This window comes from Rheinheimera sp. WS51 (assembly GCF_050936095.1).
Lineage (GTDB): Bacteria > Pseudomonadota > Gammaproteobacteria > Enterobacterales > Alteromonadaceae > Alishewanella.
In genome coordinates this window covers 180605-195726 of sequence record NZ_JBOTRC010000004.1, presented here as the reverse complement: position 1 = coordinate 195726, position 15122 = coordinate 180605, and the positions used below count along the sequence as shown (strand labels likewise).

Below are 15122 nucleotides of genomic sequence, written 5' to 3'. Positions count from 1 at the left end.
AGCCGCGGGGATCTTTATCTTATCGCGTCTAAGCAAAGCTAAAGTGGGCCAATTAATGCTAAGCTATGGCAAAGCGTAACAAATTAATACTAACTTATAGAGAGTAATATTATGTTTAAAGGTGGTATGGGCAATATCATGAAGCAAGCTCAGGCTATGCAAGAAAAAATGCAAAAAGCCCAAGCAGAAATTGCAGCCATGGAAGTTACAGGTGAAGCTGGGGCAGGTTTAGTTAAAATAACCATGCTAGGCAACCATAACGTACGTCGGGTTAGCATCGACGATAGTTTATTAGAAGATGATAAAGAGATGTTAGAAGATTTAATCGCTGCTGCGCTTAATGATGCTGTGCGTCGTGTTGAAGAAACTAGCAAAGAAAAAATGGGCTCAGTTGCTGGCGGTATGCAATTACCACCAGGTATGAAAATGCCATTTTAATGAACCGTTTTCCGCCGTTATTACAACAACTGATTGACGCTTTACGCATCTTGCCAGGTGTTGGGCCAAAGTCTGCCCAACGCATGGCGTTTTCATTGCTAGAGCGCAACAGAGATGCCGGTTTAACTTTAGCAGATGCCTTAAGCCAAGCAATGACTCATATTGGCCATTGCCAAGGCTGTCGTACTTATAGCCAAACGGAATTATGTGCTATTTGTTCTGATCCTAAGCGAGAGCGAGATGGCATAATCTGCGTTGTTGGCTCGGCAGCCGACCAATATGCCATAGAGCAAACTGGGCAATTTAAAGGCCGTTACTTTGTGTTACAGGGGTATTTGTCGCCTTTAGACGGCATAGGTCCTCAAGATCTTGGCCTAGATAGCTTAAATGCGCTGTTAGCCAAAGGCAGTACGACTGAACTTATTTTAGCAACGAATCCCACTGTTGAAGGCGATGCTACCGCATTTTATATTGCTGAGTTAGCACAGAAGCAGCATGTAAAAGTATCTCGGATTGCTCAAGGCATACCTATCGGCGGTGAATTAGAGTTTATTGATGGTACTACGCTGTCGCATGCTTTTAGTGGCCGCAAACAATATTAAGCTTTATTAATAAGATGGCAATATTCACTGTATTGCCATCACCTTTCATTTTTATGCTTGAAATACAGTAAATCCGCCCCATATTAGTTGTCAGTATGCTGCGGCTATTTAGGTTGCACATTAATGCCATTAACCTGTTATTTTGAGGATAAACACAATGAGTGATACCACAGCAACTTCAGCTGGCCAAAAACAAACCCATGGTTTTCAGGCGGAAGTAAAACAGCTATTGCAGCTGATGATCCATTCACTGTATTCAAATAAAGAAATTTTCTTACGCGAACTTGTATCAAACGCATCAGATGCGGCAGATAAGCTACGTTTTATGGCGTTATCAGACAGTAGCCTATATGGTGATGACGGCGAATTACGCGTTCGTATTAGTTTAGATGAAAAAGCTCGCACCTTAACCATAGACGATAACGGCATTGGTATGTCTGAGCAAGACGTAGTAAGCCATCTGGGCACTATTGCAAAGTCGGGTACTAAAGAATTCTTCTCTCAGTTATCGGGCGATCAAACTAAAGACTCAAATTTAATCGGCCAGTTTGGTGTTGGTTTTTACTCTGCGTTTATCGTTGCCGATAAAGTAACAGTACGCACGCGTAAAGCAGGTGCAGCAGCTAATGAAGCAATAGAGTGGGAATCTGCAGGTGAAGGTGACTACAGTATTACACCCATTACTAAAGAGACTCGTGGTACTGAAATAACCTTACATTTACGTGAAGGTGAAGATGAGTTTTTAAGCCGCTGGACGGTTGAAAGAATTGTCACTAAATATTCAGATCATATCAGTATTCCTGTCGAGTTATGGCAAGAAGAACAGCCTGAAGTGAAAGGGGAAGACGGCGAAGTAACCACGCCAGCGACGCCGGGTCAGTGGCAAGCCGTTAACAAAGCAACTGCATTATGGACCCGCGATAAATCAGACTTAACTGATGAAGAGTACAGTGAATTTTATAAGCATATTTCACATGATTGGAGCGAGCCATTAAGCTGGAGCCATAACAAGGTAGAAGGTAACAACAATTACACTAGCCTGTTATATATCCCGAAAAAAGCACCATTCGATATGTGGAATCGTGATGCGCAGCATGGTTTAAAACTCTATGTACAACGTGTCTTTATTATGGACGACGCTGAGCAGTTTATGCCAAGCTACTTACGCTTTATCAAAGGGGTATTAGACTCAAGCGACTTACCATTAAACGTATCACGAGAAATTCTTCAAGATACTAAGGTAACGCAAAGTTTACGCAAGGGCTGTACTAGCCGTACTTTAAAAATGCTTGAAAAGCTAACTAAAGATAGCGAAAAGTATCAAGCCTTCTGGGATGAGTTTGGCCAAGTATTAAAAGAAGGCCCGGCTGAAGATATGGCAAATAAAGAGCAAATTGCTGCTTTATTACGTTTTGCTTCAACTCATACCGATGAAAGCGTGCAAAATGTATCACTAGCTGATTACATTAGCCGGATGAAAGAAGGTCAAGACGAAATCTATTACATTGTAGCCGATAGCTTCGCAGCGGCTAAAAATAGCCCGCACTTAGAGGTATTACGCAAAAAAGGCTTAGAAGTCTTACTGCTTTCTGATCGTATCGATGAATGGTTAGTGCAGCATTTAACTGAGTTTAATGATAAAAAATTACGCTCAGTGGCAAAAGGTGGCTTAGATTTATCTAAATTAGATGATGAAGAGACGAAAAAAGCCCAGCAAGAAACAGAAGAAGCTTTTGCATCAGTGCTAGAGCGCTTTAAAACTGCGCTAGGCAGTCAAGTTAAAGATGTGAAGGTTAGCCATCGTTTAACCGACAGCCCAGCTTGTGTGGTGACTGACGAGCATGACATGAGCACGCAGATGATTAAGTTAATGGAATCTGCAGGACAAAAAGTGCCAGAAGTTAAACCTATTTTTGAATTAAATGCTGAGCATACTTTAGTTAAGCATATTTCTGAGCAGCAAGATGAAGATCGCTTTAAAGAGTGGGCAGAAGTTCTGCTTGATCAAGCCTTGTTAGCCGAAAAAGGTAACTTGAAAGATCCGGCTAGCTTTGTTAATCGCCTGAATAAGCTGTTATTGTCGCTAGCGAATTAAGGATACGCTTACAAAAAGAAAACCACCTTCGGGTGGTTTTTTATTTTCTATTGCTTATTTTTAAATGCCAGAATAGCTGTATTTTTATAAGTAAGACCTTGCTTTTATTAACTTGAGGTCTTTTTCAACTCAAGCTTTAACTACAGACAGTTTTTATTAACAATGGTGCGCCAATTGCGGCTTTGCTGAAGTAGGTCAGACAAACTTCTTGTTTCAAGCTAGACATTATGTAAAGATCTGGACTTTATTATTAAACTATTTATCTCAGAAAATGAGGATTTGCTATGCGCATAATATTGTTGGGTGCCCCAGGTGCCGGAAAAGGAACACAGGCTCAGCTCCTGATGAATAAATACGGCATTCCACAAATATCAACGGGCGATATGCTGCGCGCAGCAATTAAAGAAGGTTCAGCCCTTGGTGTTGCAGCAAAACAAGTGATGGATGCGGGCCAGTTAGTGTCTGACGAGCTTATTATTGGCTTGGTAAAAGAGCGGATCGCAAAATCTGATTGTGCTCAAGGTTTCTTATTAGATGGCTTCCCTCGTACTATCCCACAAGCCGATGCTATGAAAGAAAATGGCATTGTAATAGATCATGTTATTGAATTTGACGTAGCCGATGATGTTATTGTTGAGCGTATGAGCGGTCGTCGTGTTCATCCGGCATCTGGTCGGGTATACCACTTACGCTATAACCCGCCAAAAGTTGACGGTAAAGACGATATTACCGGTGAAGACTTAGTTATCCGGGTTGATGATGTAGAAGAAACTGTTCGTAAGCGTTTAGCTATTTATCATGAGCAGACTGAGCCATTAGTAGGCTATTATAGAAAAGAAGCTGAGGCAGGTAATACTCAGTATCATCATATAGATGGTACTAAGCCTGTTGATGAAGTTGGTCGTGAATTGTTGTCTCGATTAAGCTAGTTTAAAAAGCCCAAATGTTTATTTGGGCTTTTTTTTGCATAAGTTGACGGTGAGTTTTGTTAGTTAATTTTTAGTCACTATACGGTTTAATGCATTTATTGCATCAGAGTAATCTGGCTCCGAGGCTAAGTTAGGCACCAGTTGTTGATAAACAAGTTGTCCCTTACTATCAATAATTAATACTGCCCGGGCCAAAATGCCCATATCTTTAATAAGCAAGCCGTAATTCGTACCAAAATCACGCCAAACTGCGTCAGAGAGTACGGCCATATCAGCAACTTGTTCTTGTTGGCAGAATCTTTTTTGGGCAAACGGTAAGTCAGTACTAATGGTCAGTAATACGACTTGTTGTGGTAAGTCAGTGACTTCGCTGTTAAATCGCTTGGTTTGTAATGAGCAGATGCCTGTATCGATACTTGGAACAACACTAATTAGAACTGTTTTGCCAATATAGTCAGATAATTGTACCGTTTTAAAATTATTATCAACTACTTTAAAATTGATGGCTTTACTGTTAACTTGAATTGGATTGCCTAAAAGGACAATATTTTTATTACCCGCTTTAATTGAGCTAAGTCTTTCAGGAAGTTTAGCTTGAAGATCAACTGCAGCTATATTGCAGCTAAAGCTGAATAATAAAAACAATGTTAGTAGCTTAAGGCTAGAATAAGAAAGTGCAGTCATAATACCGCTCCTATTATGGTAATTGCGTATATAATTAATCTATTAAAAATAGAGACATATTACTATTTTTATAATACTGTTTTATGTGAACTGCCTTTTTCAGGCTAGACTGAATTGAAGCTGTGCAAAGTGAGAACCCGATGCCCACTGCTGTTTTAATATGTGATGACTCAAACTTAGCGCGCAAACAGCTCGCCAAGATATTACCACAAGATTGGCAAGAAAATTTATTTTTTGCCGGTCATGGTGCTGAGGCACTTGCTACTTTAAGTAAGCATGCAATTGACTGGCTATTTTTAGATTTAAATATGCCGGTCATGGATGGTTATCAGGTGTTGACTGCCTTGCAGAAAATCAATACCAATACCAAAGTCATTATTGTTTCTGGCGATATTCAGCCTGAAGCTTTTGAACGTGTGAAGGCCTTAGGGGCGATTGATTTCATTAAAAAACCCGTTAATGAAGCAAAAATTCTTGAATTACTAAAACGTTTTGGCTCATCTTCTACTTTGTCGAAAAAAGAGACGAAGACACCTGATTTAATTGTGCTAGAAGAAATTGAATTAAGTGCAGATATGCGAGATGTACTCCAGGAGCTCACTAATGTTGCTATGGGCCAAGCGGGGGACTTGCTAGCTCGTTTGCTCAATGTTTTTGTTAAGCTACCTATACCTAATGTTAACCTGCTTGAGGTGAGTGAGTTGCATATGGCGCTGGCTTCTGTAGAACGGGAAGAAAGTACTGCTGCTGTTTGCCAAGGCTTTATAGGTGGTGGTGTTTCAGGTGAGGCTTTATTAATTTTATCGGAGTCAAGTTATAAAGATATTGCTAAGCTGATGAATTATCATGGCGGATTAACGGCCAGAATTGAGCTAGAACTGTTGATGGATGTCAGTAATATTCTCATTGGTGCGGTATTAAAGGGGTTATCTGAGCAGCTTAATATGACGTTTAGCCAAGGCCACCCTGTGGTATTAGGTCAGCGTGAATCTGTAAGTGATTTAATTAAAGCCAATGCAAAGCGGTGGCGAAAAACGTTAGCTATAGAACTAACTTATGGAATTGAAAATTACAATATTAGTTGTGATTTATTGTTGTTATTCACGGAAGATAGTTTGAAGACCCTAAATGATAAAGTTCACTATATGCTAGAGGGGTAACATGACGCAGGCGCAAATAGATGTTTCAGAAATCCATTGGTTAATGGATATGTTTCAAACGGTAGATGTCGGCTTAGTTGTATTAAATTGTGATTACCGGATCCAAGTTTGGAATGGCTTTATGGAAAACCACAGTGGGTTGACGCCTCGTCAAGTTAGAGATCGTTATTTATTTGATTTATTCTCAGAGATAGATGAAGACTGGTTACGCCGTAAGTGTGATCCTGTTATTTTATTGAAAAATCGAGCCTTTACTATTTGGGAACAAAGACCTTATATTTTTAAGTTTCGCAACTATCGACCTATCACTGGCTCTGCCGAGCACATGTATCAAAATTGCACTATTGTTCCATTAACGAATAATAATGGAGAAGTAACCCATCTTTGTTTTATTATTTACGATGTGACTGATGTTGCTATAAGCCGAATAGAGCTTGAAGACATGAATCATCGTTTGCAGCAATTATCGAAAATAGATTATTTAACTAAGCTGTATAACCGTGGTTTTTGGGAAGAGAATTTAATTCAAGAGTTTAAGCGGATACAACGTTACTCACATAACAGCACGCTACTAATGTGCGATATAGATCACTTTAAAAATATTAATGATACCTATGGCCATACGGCTGGTGATTTAGTGATCCAAAAGATTGCTGATACTATTCGCAGTAATTTACGAGAAACAGATATCGCCGGTCGTTACGGTGGCGAAGAGTTTGCTGTGTTATTAGTTGATACTTCTATTGAGCCATCGACTCACTTTGCTGAGCGAGTGCGTTATGCAGTTGAAAATTTGACAGTGATGTTTAATCAGACACCGCTGAAGGTGACAATTAGTTTAGGTTTAGCCGAGTTTGATAATAGCATGAAACAGCACGTACATTGGATTGAAGCGGCAGACAAAGCATTGTATCAGTCTAAAGAAGGTGGCCGAAACCAGCTAACTTGTTTTGTAGCTGAAGATTAAATAAAGGTAGTAATGATTAAAAACCCAGCATTTAGCTGGGTTTTTAGTAGAACAGTGCTTATTTAGCAAAGTTTTCAGCAGCAAACTTCCAGTTTACTAATGCCCAAAAAGCATCTAAGTAAGTTGGGCGTGCATTACGGTAATCGATATAGTAAGCATGTTCCCATAAGTCTACTGTTAATACTGGCGTTAATGATGTATCAGATAATGGGGTAGCAGCGTTGCTGGTATTAACAATATCTAATGAGCCATCTGCAGTTTTAACTAACCAAGTCCAGCTTGAGCCAAAGTTATTAACTGCTTTGTCGTTAAATGCAGCTTTAAACTCAGCAAAAGAACCCCATTTTGCATTAATAGCATCTGCTAATGCACCTGTAGGCTCGCCACCTGCATTAGGTGCTAAGCAGTGCCAGTAGAAAGTGTGATTCCATACTTGGGCTGCATTATTAAAGATACCGCCTTCAGACGTGCGTACAATCTCTTCTAAAGATTTACCAGCGAAGTCAGTACCTTCAATTAAACCATTTAACTTTACAACATAGGTATTGTGATGTTTACCATAGTGGTATTCTAAAGTTTCTGCAGAAATATGTGGGGCTAAAGCATCTTTTGCATAAGGTAATGCAGGCAATTCAAAGGCCATTGTTGTTCTCCGTAAACGTTGTTTAACATGTCTGTGTGGCGTAGACTACAAAACTTGACTAGTTTACTCAAGTTTTACCGTGCCTAGTTTATGACGATTTTATACCTAAAGTATCAATCGTTTTTCGTTATCTTATAAGATATGGGGTTTTTTTATTAAAACTCAAGTGTAACTAAGAAAAGAACAGCGTAAAATAGTATTAAGCTCACTTTTTGTAAGAGGTAATTATGGAAACAATTGACAAAATTAAGCAACAGATAGCCGAGAACCCTATTCTTTTATTTATGAAAGGCTCACCTAAATTTCCAAGTTGTGGCTTCTCAGCTCAAGCATCTCAGGCTTTAATTGCTTGTGGTGAACAATTTGCTTATGTCGATATTTTATTAAATCCAGAAATTCGTGCCGAGCTACCTAAATATGCAAATTGGCCTACTTTTCCACAACTATGGGTAGAGGGTGAATTAATAGGTGGTTGTGACATTGTTCTAGAGATGTTCCAACGTGGCGAGTTACAGTCGTTAATCAAAGAAACTGCTGCTAAAGCAGGAACAAGTGCTGAAAACGACGCTGATAGCCAGTAAAGACGCGGATCCCCTAGTCGTTAACAAGGGATAGAGTGGATTGCGAGCAGCTTAACTAGCTTGCTCGCAATGAATGTTTTTACGTCTAGTTATTCTTGCCGCTGCTATCATAAGCAACTACTGGTTTTTACTCGCGTTATTGTTATCGTTATTTTCGCTGCTGTTGCTAGTCGCATCTATCGCTGGATCCGAGTCCGCTTCCTCTTGCTCTAGCGGCCCTAATAGCGGCCAGCCACCTAAGTCTCGCCATTTATTTATAATATAACAAAATAATTCTGCTGTGCGTTCTGTATCATATAAAGCGCTGTGTGCTTGTTTGCTATCAAACTCGATGCCAGCATATTGGCAAGCTTTTGCAAGTACCGTTTGGCCTAAGGCAAGAGCAGCTAAGCTAGTAGTGTCGAAGGAAACAAAGGCATGAAAGGGCGAGCGCTTATACTTTAAGCGTTCAATGGCCGCATTAACGAAGCCTTGATCAAAAGCGGCGTTATGAGCCACGATAACACTACGTTGGCAGCCTGCGGCTTTTTGCGCTTTGCGAACCGCTTTACAAATTTCACTAATGGCTTCGCGTTCACTGACTGCGCCTCTTAAAGGATTAAAAGGATCAATACCATTAAAGGCTAGAGAGCTTGCATCAAGATTAGCGCCTTCAAAAGGTTCAACATGATAATGCAGCGTTTGCTGCGGCAATAAATTGCCTTCATCATCCATAGTTAATAAGGTTGCTGCTATTTCAAGTAAAGCATCCGTTTTTGCATTAAAGCCAGCGGTCTCAACGTCGATAACAACAGGATAATAGCCGCGAAAGCGTTGAGCGAGTAGAGAAGTTTGTTTTGTCATAATTACGCCATATTACAAATCTGTGGCTATTATGCCAAAAAATAACGGTAACGTCTTGGTGCGGCATAGTGTTTGCTTATGTTAGAGTGAAATAAGCAATTGCTTAAGATTAATTTAGTGGTGAAACATGCAGATGCTACCAATATTCATGGTTTTAACAAGCGCCTTAACTTTAACAAGTGTGCAGGCGACAACCCAGTTGCGTCAATATTCTGCCACAATTGAACAGTCAACATGGCAATTAAGCACAAATACGCCATTAGAATGTCAGCTAAGGCATGATATTCCTCGGTTTGGTCAGGCGCTATTTCGCAGTGTGGCGAGTAAAAGTTTAAATATGGCGTTTGAGCTGCAAATGCTTCGTTTACCTGACAACTACGCTTTAGCTGAAGTTATATCAGTACCACCAGCGTGGCGAGCAGGCGAGCCAAGTAAGGCCATTGCCACTATGCAGCTATTAAAACAATTTAATGGTGAGTTGCCGAAAAAGGCTGCTTGGACATTACTTACTGAATTAGAGCAAGGGTTTAGCCCAAGTTTTTATTTTAATGATTGGTATAGCCCAGACAATAAAATTGTTGCGTTTATTAATCCGGTACAGTTTTCTGCTACTTTTACGGCTTTTAATCAATGTATAGCCGGATTATTACCTTATAGCTTTGAAGATATTGCATTTACCGTTTTAAATTATGAAACAGGCAGTGATCAGTTAAGTCGTGAGTCAAGTAGACGCTTAGCGCAAATAGCTGAGTATTTAAAATATGACTCAGATATCGACTATGTTGAAATTCAAGGTTATAGCGATAGTTATGGTGGTCGCTGGATGAATGAGCAGTTATCGATAAAGCGGGCAGAAAAAGTAAAATCGTTTTTTGTTAAAGCGGGCTTAAGTGCAGATAAAGTGCAAGTGACTGGTTTTGGCGAGCGGCGGCATATTGCGCCCAATCAAATTGCAATTGAGCGTAAAAAGAATCGCCGGGTGGTATTGCAGCTAAGTAAGCCTTAATATTCGTTAGCTTTTTTATTGCACCATAATATCAACTTGGCGCCAGTTATCGCGTTCTGATAATAAGATGCGAACTTGCTGGCCATCTACTTGGAAAAATAAGTTTTCTCTGCCGTAGATTGATTCAGTTTTATATGGCTCACCTAATTGCTGAATATAGTATTGGCGTAATTCCGGCATGCTTTGCTGGCTAAAATAGCTTAAGACAGCAGGTAGTTTATTATCTAAGCGAGCAAATTCGCGCGCGTCATTAGCGATAGGTATTTGATAAAAGTCAGCAGCCTGAAGTGCGCTGGATGTGGCTAGAGCCGCTATAAATAGTAAAGCTAAGCGCATATTGTTTCCTTACGTACATGATATTATTTAAACTTTACCAAAGTTTTGTCAGTTTTTCTTGTTAATCATTATTTTTAATTTTTATTTTTACATTGTGCTTAGAGAATAAACGCATAGCAGCCAGTATTTTATCGCCAGTAAAAGGTTTAACAATAAAAGTTGCTGCACCAAGCTTAATACTATTTTGTACGTTTTCTAAGGTGCTGTTGGCACTTACCATAATAATAAAGCATTCAGGTTTTACTTTCTTAATTTTAGCCAGTAAGTCTAAACCAGAGCCATCGGGGAGCTCTATATCTAAAAATATAATATCAGGGCTTTGTAAGCTGAAGATACTCATAGCTGACGCTGCTGAATTAGCATTGAAAAACTGGAAGCTATCCACTTCAAGTGGAGCGTTTTTGGCAATAGCCATAATATTGTTGCGTAATAGCTGCCGTGTGTAGTCAATGTCGTCGACAAGTAAAGCTTTAGCTTCTCGCATTGCTCTCTCCACACTGTTGTAGTAACTGGCTAAACTGCTGACAGCGTAATAATAGCGGGGCATCCAGAGGTTTTTGTTGCAGTAAGCTTTGTAGTTCATCGGCTGCATCAGTAAGTTCAATATGACCAAAGCTGGCTGCACCGCCCTTCACTTTATGGCAAATTTGCCGCATCACAGTGGCATTCTTATCTGTTAAAGCTTGTTGGAATCCAATTTTTTGTTGTTGTAAATTCTCATAAAATAGCTCTGTAAGTGTTTCATCAATAACTAACGGGATCCGTTTTTGTGATGATGTTTGCAGCACTATATTCGCAAGTTGCTGATTATCAACAGGCTTAGTTAGGGTGTCAGTAAAACCTTCTGCAGAAATGGCATCGGCAGACATTGCGAAAATTGGTCGGTCATAACCTAGCTGACGCAATAGTTGCATGGCTTGAATACCATCACAAACGGGCATTTGGATATCAGTGATAATAATATCGTATTGATAACTAAGAGCAGCGGTTATTAGTTGTTCACCATTCTCAACGCTATCAACACTAACTCCAAGCTCCTCACATTGCGTTTGCAATAATAACCGTAAAAAATCATCATCTTCAGCAATTAAGATTTTTTTATTTTTATTCATAACATTCCTTTGACCTCAACTTTCGTTGTTGCTGTAACTGGCTTTTAGTTATTGTTTTTATTGATAAATCTAGATGCTGATAAGCTATCACTTTGCTCTTTAGTTAACGGTAGAGGTTCTGTGCAAATTTGGCAAGCAATTATCTCTGCTAACAGTGGTGAATACATAATACCGCGCGCGCCTAAGCCGCCTAATAGCCAAAGAGAGGAGTTAATTTCAGTGGCTATAGGGTGCCTGTCTGGCAGGCTGGCTCTGAATGCAGCCGCTGCACTATGAACCTGAGCTCCTTTTAGCCAAGCTGGAGAATTAAGTTGTTCATCTATCTGTTGCAAATTCTCAGTATTATCTAGAGATCTAACCTCGGTGTTTTTAGCTTCGCGATCAAAGGTGGCACCGATTGAATGCAGACCTTGCCATTGTGGTGTGATATAGCCTGTATGACAGATCACTGTTTTAAGCGGCTGCATTTTTTGTTGGCTAATGTGGCTAACTTGGCCTCGAATAATGTTTAGTGGCAAAAACTTGCTCTGAACAAAGCTTGCAAGTTCGCTACCTGTTGCGATGACTAATGCTTGGGCACGCAATTGGCGCTGTTCAGTGTTAATTAACCAAGTATTATTTTCCTGCTCAAAGTGTTGTACCGTGCAGTTGTTACTAAAGCGAAAATGAGCTTGTTGCTGTAAATAAGCTAGGGCAGTTTGACAAAACTGCTTGGGGTTTAACCAACCGGCTAAAGGGTAATAAATGGCACTTTGCTCTAGGGGTAGCCCTGCTATTGCTGTTGCTTGTTGTGCTGTTACCGTATGAGCTAAAGAACTGGGCCAAAACTTAGCAAGTTTAGCTTGCCGTTGTTGTAGTCTTGGCGTGGTCGCTAAGTGCAACATGCCACAAAAGTCCATAACAAAATTTAGTCCTTGCTGCTGGCAGCGTTGGTAAAACTGACGTGCATATAAAAAGGCTTGAACTTGAAAGAGGCTAGTTGCCGAGACTTCAGCTGGTAAATTGGGGTAAATAACCCCTTGTCGGTTTTGTGAAGCTTGCATCGCGACATCGGCATCAGCGCAAATTAAATGTACCGCTATATTGCGCTGCATTAGCGCTAAAGCCAGACAAATAGAGGCAATGCCGCCGCCAATTATGGTGACTTCTTTCGGTATGACTGTGCAGGTTTGCGCTGGCGCACTTTGAGCTAACTTAGCTGTTAACATCTCGCGTTTACGGCCAAAACCTTTAACTTTTTTTACAGTAAAACCAGCTTGCTGCAAGCCGCGCCTAACTATGCCCGCAGCAGTAAATGTTGCGATAGTTGTTTCACTATGACTTAACGCGGCAAGATCGTAAAACAGCTTGGTTTGCCACATTTCTGGGTTTTTACTAGGAGCAAAACCATCTAAATAAATGGCATCTGCTGGCGCAATATTAGGCAGCATAGTACTGACATCACCTAGCCATAAATCAACTATGACTTGGCCCTGATCAAAAACCAGACGATGGCAGCCTGATACGGCAATAGGGTATTGAGCTAATAATTGTGCTATTAAAGGCTGCAATTCGCAATTACTGGCGCTGTGTGCTGTTAAGGCCTGCGTTAAATCGGCCAAAGCAAGCGGAAACTTTTCTACACTACTAAAATATAACCGCTGACATTTCGCGTTTGGGTGTTGTTGTTTAAATTGGCAAAAACGTAGCCAAGTTAATAAAAAATTGGCGCCAGTGCCAAAGCCGGTTTCTACAATATGAAAACTAGCCGATGGATGTGCTTGCCAGCGAGTAGGTAAATTATTTTGCTGTAAAAAAACATAGTCTGTTTCTGCTAAGCCGCCGTCTTGTGAAAAATAAACATCGGCAAAGTCTTCAGCAAAAGGAATGCCTTGAGCATTAAAATGAACCTTGGCATGGCTAAGCTGAGACATAAATAGTTAATCCAATACAGTTTTTTCTTGTAGTTTACCTTAAGCTTAAGCAGAATTGGTAATAGAGTACAAGTGTGCGCTGAAAGCTGACCACTTTAATAATCAAAGTCCGTACAATAGCACAAATAAATCATTTACAACGGTGTGGTAAAGAACCAACCAATGGGAGTTAGCATGAAAAGAGCCGTAATCACCGGTATGGGTATTGTATCGAGTATTGGTAATAACAAAGAGGAAGTCTTGGCTTCATTACAAGCCGGTCGCTCTGGTATTAACTTTGCTCAAGAGTTCGCTGATCTAGGCTTACGTTCACAAGTGTGGGGTGATATTAAAATTAATCCTGCTGAGCATATTGATCGTAAAGCCATGCGCTTTATGGGTGATGCTGCAGCATATGCCTATATTGCAATGCAAGAAGCGATTAAAGATGCCGGTTTTACTGAAGAAGAAATTTCTAACCCTCGTATTGGTTTAGTGGCAGGCTCAGGCGGTGCATCTTCAAAAGTTCAAGTTGAAGCGGCAGATATTCTTCGTTCAAAAGGTGTTAAACGCGTCGGCCCTTATGCTGTGCCTAAAACAATGTCTAGTACTTGCTCTGCTTGTTTAGCGACACCGTTTAAAATTAAAGGGGTTAACTATTCTATTAGTTCAGCCTGTGCGACTAGTGCCCATTGTATTGGTCACGCTGTTGAGTTAATTCAATTAGGCAAGCAAGATGTTATTTTTGCTGGCGGTGGTGAGGAAGTGCATTGGACGTTAGCGATGGAGTTTGATGCTATGGGGGCCTTGTCATCTAAATATAATGACACACCACAGCAGGCTTCACGTACTTATGATGCAAACCGTGACGGCTTTGTTATTAGCGGTGGCGGCGGTATGCTGGTTGTTGAAGAACTTGAGCATGCTCTAGCCCGTGGTGCAACAATTTATGCTGAAGTTGTTGGCTACGGTGCAACTTCTGACGGTTTCGACATGGTGGCACCTAGCGGCGAAGGCGCGGTACGCTGTATGGAAATGGCGATGCAAAATGTGTCTGAAAAAATTGATTATGTTAATACACATGGCACTAGCACCCCTGTGGGTGACGTGAAAGAATTGGCTGCTATCCAGCAGGTGTTTGCTGGAAAATCGCCTGCAATCAGTGCGACAAAAGCGATGACAGGCCATGCCTTAGGTGCTGCCGGTGTTCATGAAGCTATTTATTCGTTATTAATGATGAAAAATAACTTTATTGCTCCTTCAATTAATATTTCTGAGCTAGATGAAGCGGCAGCGGGCTTAAATATTATCACCAAAGCACAAGAAGCTGAGCTTAACACGGTAATGTCTAATAGCTTTGGCTTTGGCGGTACTAATGCCACCTTAATTATGCAAAAGTATAAGGCTTAAGCTGCGCTTAAATGTTAAGTTGTCAGTAATAAAAAATGGGCGGTTAACCGCCCATTTTTTATTCATCATCTAGATCCCAATCATCAAGCAAGCTACGTAATCGCTTTTGCTCTAATAGGTCATCGATACGGCGTCTAGCTTCTAATTTTTGCTGCGCTTTACTGTCTTTGGCTGACAACGTAACAAGCAAGTCTTCATCATTAGAGGCGTCATCTAAATCAAATTCAGCTACTTCAACTTCCGACATGGTTATTTCCTCAAGATTTTTTTGCTTATTTACTCAAATCTTTATTTAAATGATAGTGAATTATTTTTGTGTAGACGATAAATAATTTTTACAGAGCTGAAATTTAAATTAAACCTTTTATGAAACAACAGCTTAATTTTAACTAGATGCAGTGACAGCATTAACATCAATTAGAAA

The 15122-nt window shown here is 40.3% G+C and carries 17 protein-coding genes; 9 read left to right on the top strand and 8 right to left on the bottom strand.

Going from position 1 to position 15122, the window contains the following annotated elements:
* The first annotated feature begins 111 nt into the window (after positions 1-111).
* The 4 genes from ACRCA4_RS07790 (at position 112) to adk (ending at position 4064) form a co-directional block, all read left to right on the top strand.
* On the top strand, positions 112-438 hold the full coding sequence (locus tag ACRCA4_RS07790) for a YbaB/EbfC family nucleoid-associated protein (RefSeq protein ID WP_433186517.1): 327 nt from the start codon (positions 112-114) through the stop codon (positions 436-438).
* Entirely contained in the window at positions 438-1040 is a 603-nt protein-coding gene (gene recR / locus ACRCA4_RS07785; protein WP_433186515.1) for a recombination mediator RecR, read from the top strand. The genes ACRCA4_RS07790 and recR overlap by 1 nt, the downstream gene beginning before the upstream one ends.
* A gap of 157 nt (positions 1041-1197) precedes the next feature.
* Entirely contained in the window at positions 1198-3135 is a 1938-nt protein-coding gene (gene htpG, locus ACRCA4_RS07780) for a molecular chaperone HtpG (RefSeq protein WP_433186512.1), read from the top strand.
* Between the two features lie 284 nt (positions 3136-3419).
* Positions 3420-4064, top strand: coding sequence for an adenylate kinase (adk, locus tag ACRCA4_RS07775; RefSeq protein WP_433186509.1), 645 nt, complete (start codon positions 3420-3422; stop codon positions 4062-4064).
* A 63-nt stretch (positions 4065-4127) separates the two neighbouring features.
* Here adk and tpx read toward each other — a convergent pair whose 3' ends face one another.
* The gene (tpx, locus tag ACRCA4_RS07770) at positions 4128-4748 is read right to left on the bottom strand and encodes a thiol peroxidase (protein ID WP_433186506.1); all 621 of its coding nucleotides are present in this window, start codon (positions 4746-4748) and stop codon (positions 4128-4130) included.
* Between the two features lie 140 nt (positions 4749-4888).
* Here tpx and ACRCA4_RS07765 point away from each other — a divergent pair, with 140 nt between their 5' ends.
* Both ACRCA4_RS07765 and ACRCA4_RS07760 read left to right on the top strand, forming a co-directional pair.
* Positions 4889-5908, top strand: a complete 1020-nt coding sequence (locus ACRCA4_RS07765; RefSeq protein WP_433186503.1) for a response regulator — start codon at positions 4889-4891, stop codon at positions 5906-5908.
* A gap of 1 nt (position 5909) precedes the next feature.
* Positions 5910-6875, top strand: coding sequence for a diguanylate cyclase (locus tag ACRCA4_RS07760; protein WP_433186500.1), 966 nt, complete (start codon positions 5910-5912; stop codon positions 6873-6875).
* A 58-nt stretch (positions 6876-6933) separates the two neighbouring features.
* Here ACRCA4_RS07760 and sodB read toward each other — a convergent pair whose 3' ends face one another.
* Positions 6934-7518, bottom strand: a complete 585-nt coding sequence (gene sodB / locus ACRCA4_RS07755; RefSeq protein ID WP_433186498.1) for a superoxide dismutase [Fe] — start codon at positions 7516-7518, stop codon at positions 6934-6936.
* 227 nt (positions 7519-7745) lie between these two features.
* Here sodB and ACRCA4_RS07750 point away from each other — a divergent pair, with 227 nt between their 5' ends.
* Positions 7746-8099: a Grx4 family monothiol glutaredoxin gene (locus ACRCA4_RS07750; protein ID WP_433186495.1), complete on the top strand. Its 354-nt coding sequence runs from the start codon at positions 7746-7748 to the stop codon at positions 8097-8099.
* A 117-nt stretch (positions 8100-8216) separates the two neighbouring features.
* Here the strand turns inward: ACRCA4_RS07750 and rnt are convergent, their stop codons facing one another.
* Entirely contained in the window at positions 8217-8942 is a 726-nt protein-coding gene (gene rnt / locus ACRCA4_RS07745) for a ribonuclease T (protein WP_433186493.1), read from the bottom strand.
* 133 nt (positions 8943-9075) lie between these two features.
* On the opposite strand from rnt, the gene ACRCA4_RS07740 reads away from it, so the two are divergent.
* On the top strand, positions 9076-9948 hold the full coding sequence (locus tag ACRCA4_RS07740) for a flagellar protein MotY (protein ID WP_433186490.1): 873 nt from the start codon (positions 9076-9078) through the stop codon (positions 9946-9948).
* Between the two features lie 15 nt (positions 9949-9963).
* Here ACRCA4_RS07740 and ACRCA4_RS07735 read toward each other — a convergent pair whose 3' ends face one another.
* From ACRCA4_RS07735 to mnmC, 4 genes are all read right to left on the bottom strand, one after another.
* Positions 9964-10284, bottom strand: a complete 321-nt coding sequence (locus tag ACRCA4_RS07735; protein ID WP_433186487.1) for a hypothetical protein — start codon at positions 10282-10284, stop codon at positions 9964-9966.
* Between the two features lie 61 nt (positions 10285-10345).
* Complete coding sequence (locus ACRCA4_RS07730) at positions 10346-10768, bottom strand: response regulator (RefSeq protein ID WP_433186484.1); 423 nt, start codon at positions 10766-10768, stop codon at positions 10346-10348.
* On the bottom strand, positions 10755-11396 hold the full coding sequence (locus tag ACRCA4_RS07725) for a response regulator (protein WP_433186481.1): 642 nt from the start codon (positions 11394-11396) through the stop codon (positions 10755-10757). The genes ACRCA4_RS07730 and ACRCA4_RS07725 overlap by 14 nt, the downstream gene beginning before the upstream one ends.
* Positions 11397-11440: 44 nt before the next feature.
* On the bottom strand, positions 11441-13309 hold the full coding sequence (gene mnmC, locus ACRCA4_RS07720; protein ID WP_433186478.1) for a bifunctional tRNA (5-methylaminomethyl-2-thiouridine)(34)-methyltransferase MnmD/FAD-dependent 5-carboxymethylaminomethyl-2-thiouridine(34) oxidoreductase MnmC: 1869 nt from the start codon (positions 13307-13309) through the stop codon (positions 11441-11443).
* A 174-nt stretch (positions 13310-13483) separates the two neighbouring features.
* Here mnmC and fabB point away from each other — a divergent pair, with 174 nt between their 5' ends.
* Positions 13484-14698 carry a beta-ketoacyl-ACP synthase I gene (gene fabB / locus ACRCA4_RS07715; RefSeq protein WP_433186475.1) on the top strand — a complete coding sequence of 405 codons (1215 nt, stop codon included), beginning with the start codon at positions 13484-13486 and terminating at the stop codon, positions 14696-14698.
* A gap of 58 nt (positions 14699-14756) precedes the next feature.
* On the opposite strand, the gene ACRCA4_RS07710 is transcribed toward fabB, so the two are convergent.
* Positions 14757-14945 (bottom strand): PA3496 family putative envelope integrity protein, encoded by a 189-nt coding sequence (locus ACRCA4_RS07710; RefSeq protein ID WP_433186472.1) that lies wholly within the window; start codon positions 14943-14945, stop codon positions 14757-14759.
* Positions 14946-15122 lie beyond the last annotated feature (177 nt).

Bases quoted from the DNA above. Each gene is read 5' to 3' on its own strand.
- adk (WP_433186509.1), top strand. From the start codon at position 3,420: ATGCGCATAATATTGTTGGGTGCCCCAGGTGCCGGAAAAGGAACACAG.
- rnt (WP_433186493.1), bottom strand. From the start codon at position 8,942: ATGACAAAACAAACTTCTCTACTCGCTCAACGCTTTCGCGGCTATTAT.
- ACRCA4_RS07760 (WP_433186500.1), top strand. From the start codon at position 5,910: ATGACGCAGGCGCAAATAGATGTTTCAGAAATCCATTGGTTAATGGAT.
- fabB (WP_433186475.1), top strand. From the start codon at position 13,484: ATGAAAAGAGCCGTAATCACCGGTATGGGTATTGTATCGAGTATTGGT.
- htpG (WP_433186512.1), top strand. From the start codon at position 1,198: ATGAGTGATACCACAGCAACTTCAGCTGGCCAAAAACAAACCCATGGT.
- mnmC (WP_433186478.1), bottom strand. From the start codon at position 13,309: ATGTCTCAGCTTAGCCATGCCAAGGTTCATTTTAATGCTCAAGGCATT.
- ACRCA4_RS07750 (WP_433186495.1), top strand. From the start codon at position 7,746: ATGGAAACAATTGACAAAATTAAGCAACAGATAGCCGAGAACCCTATT.
- ACRCA4_RS07730 (WP_433186484.1), bottom strand. From the start codon at position 10,768: ATGCGAGAAGCTAAAGCTTTACTTGTCGACGACATTGACTACACACGG.
- ACRCA4_RS07725 (WP_433186481.1), bottom strand. From the start codon at position 11,396: ATGAATAAAAATAAAAAAATCTTAATTGCTGAAGATGATGATTTTTTA.
- sodB (WP_433186498.1), bottom strand. From the start codon at position 7,518: ATGGCCTTTGAATTGCCTGCATTACCTTATGCAAAAGATGCTTTAGCC.
- ACRCA4_RS07740 (WP_433186490.1), top strand. From the start codon at position 9,076: ATGCTACCAATATTCATGGTTTTAACAAGCGCCTTAACTTTAACAAGT.
- recR (WP_433186515.1), top strand. From the start codon at position 438: ATGAACCGTTTTCCGCCGTTATTACAACAACTGATTGACGCTTTACGC.
- ACRCA4_RS07765 (WP_433186503.1), top strand. From the start codon at position 4,889: ATGCCCACTGCTGTTTTAATATGTGATGACTCAAACTTAGCGCGCAAA.
- ACRCA4_RS07710 (WP_433186472.1), bottom strand. From the start codon at position 14,945: ATGTCGGAAGTTGAAGTAGCTGAATTTGATTTAGATGACGCCTCTAAT.
- tpx (WP_433186506.1), bottom strand. From the start codon at position 4,748: ATGACTGCACTTTCTTATTCTAGCCTTAAGCTACTAACATTGTTTTTA.
- ACRCA4_RS07790 (WP_433186517.1), top strand. From the start codon at position 112: ATGTTTAAAGGTGGTATGGGCAATATCATGAAGCAAGCTCAGGCTATG.
- ACRCA4_RS07735 (WP_433186487.1), bottom strand. From the start codon at position 10,284: ATGCGCTTAGCTTTACTATTTATAGCGGCTCTAGCCACATCCAGCGCA.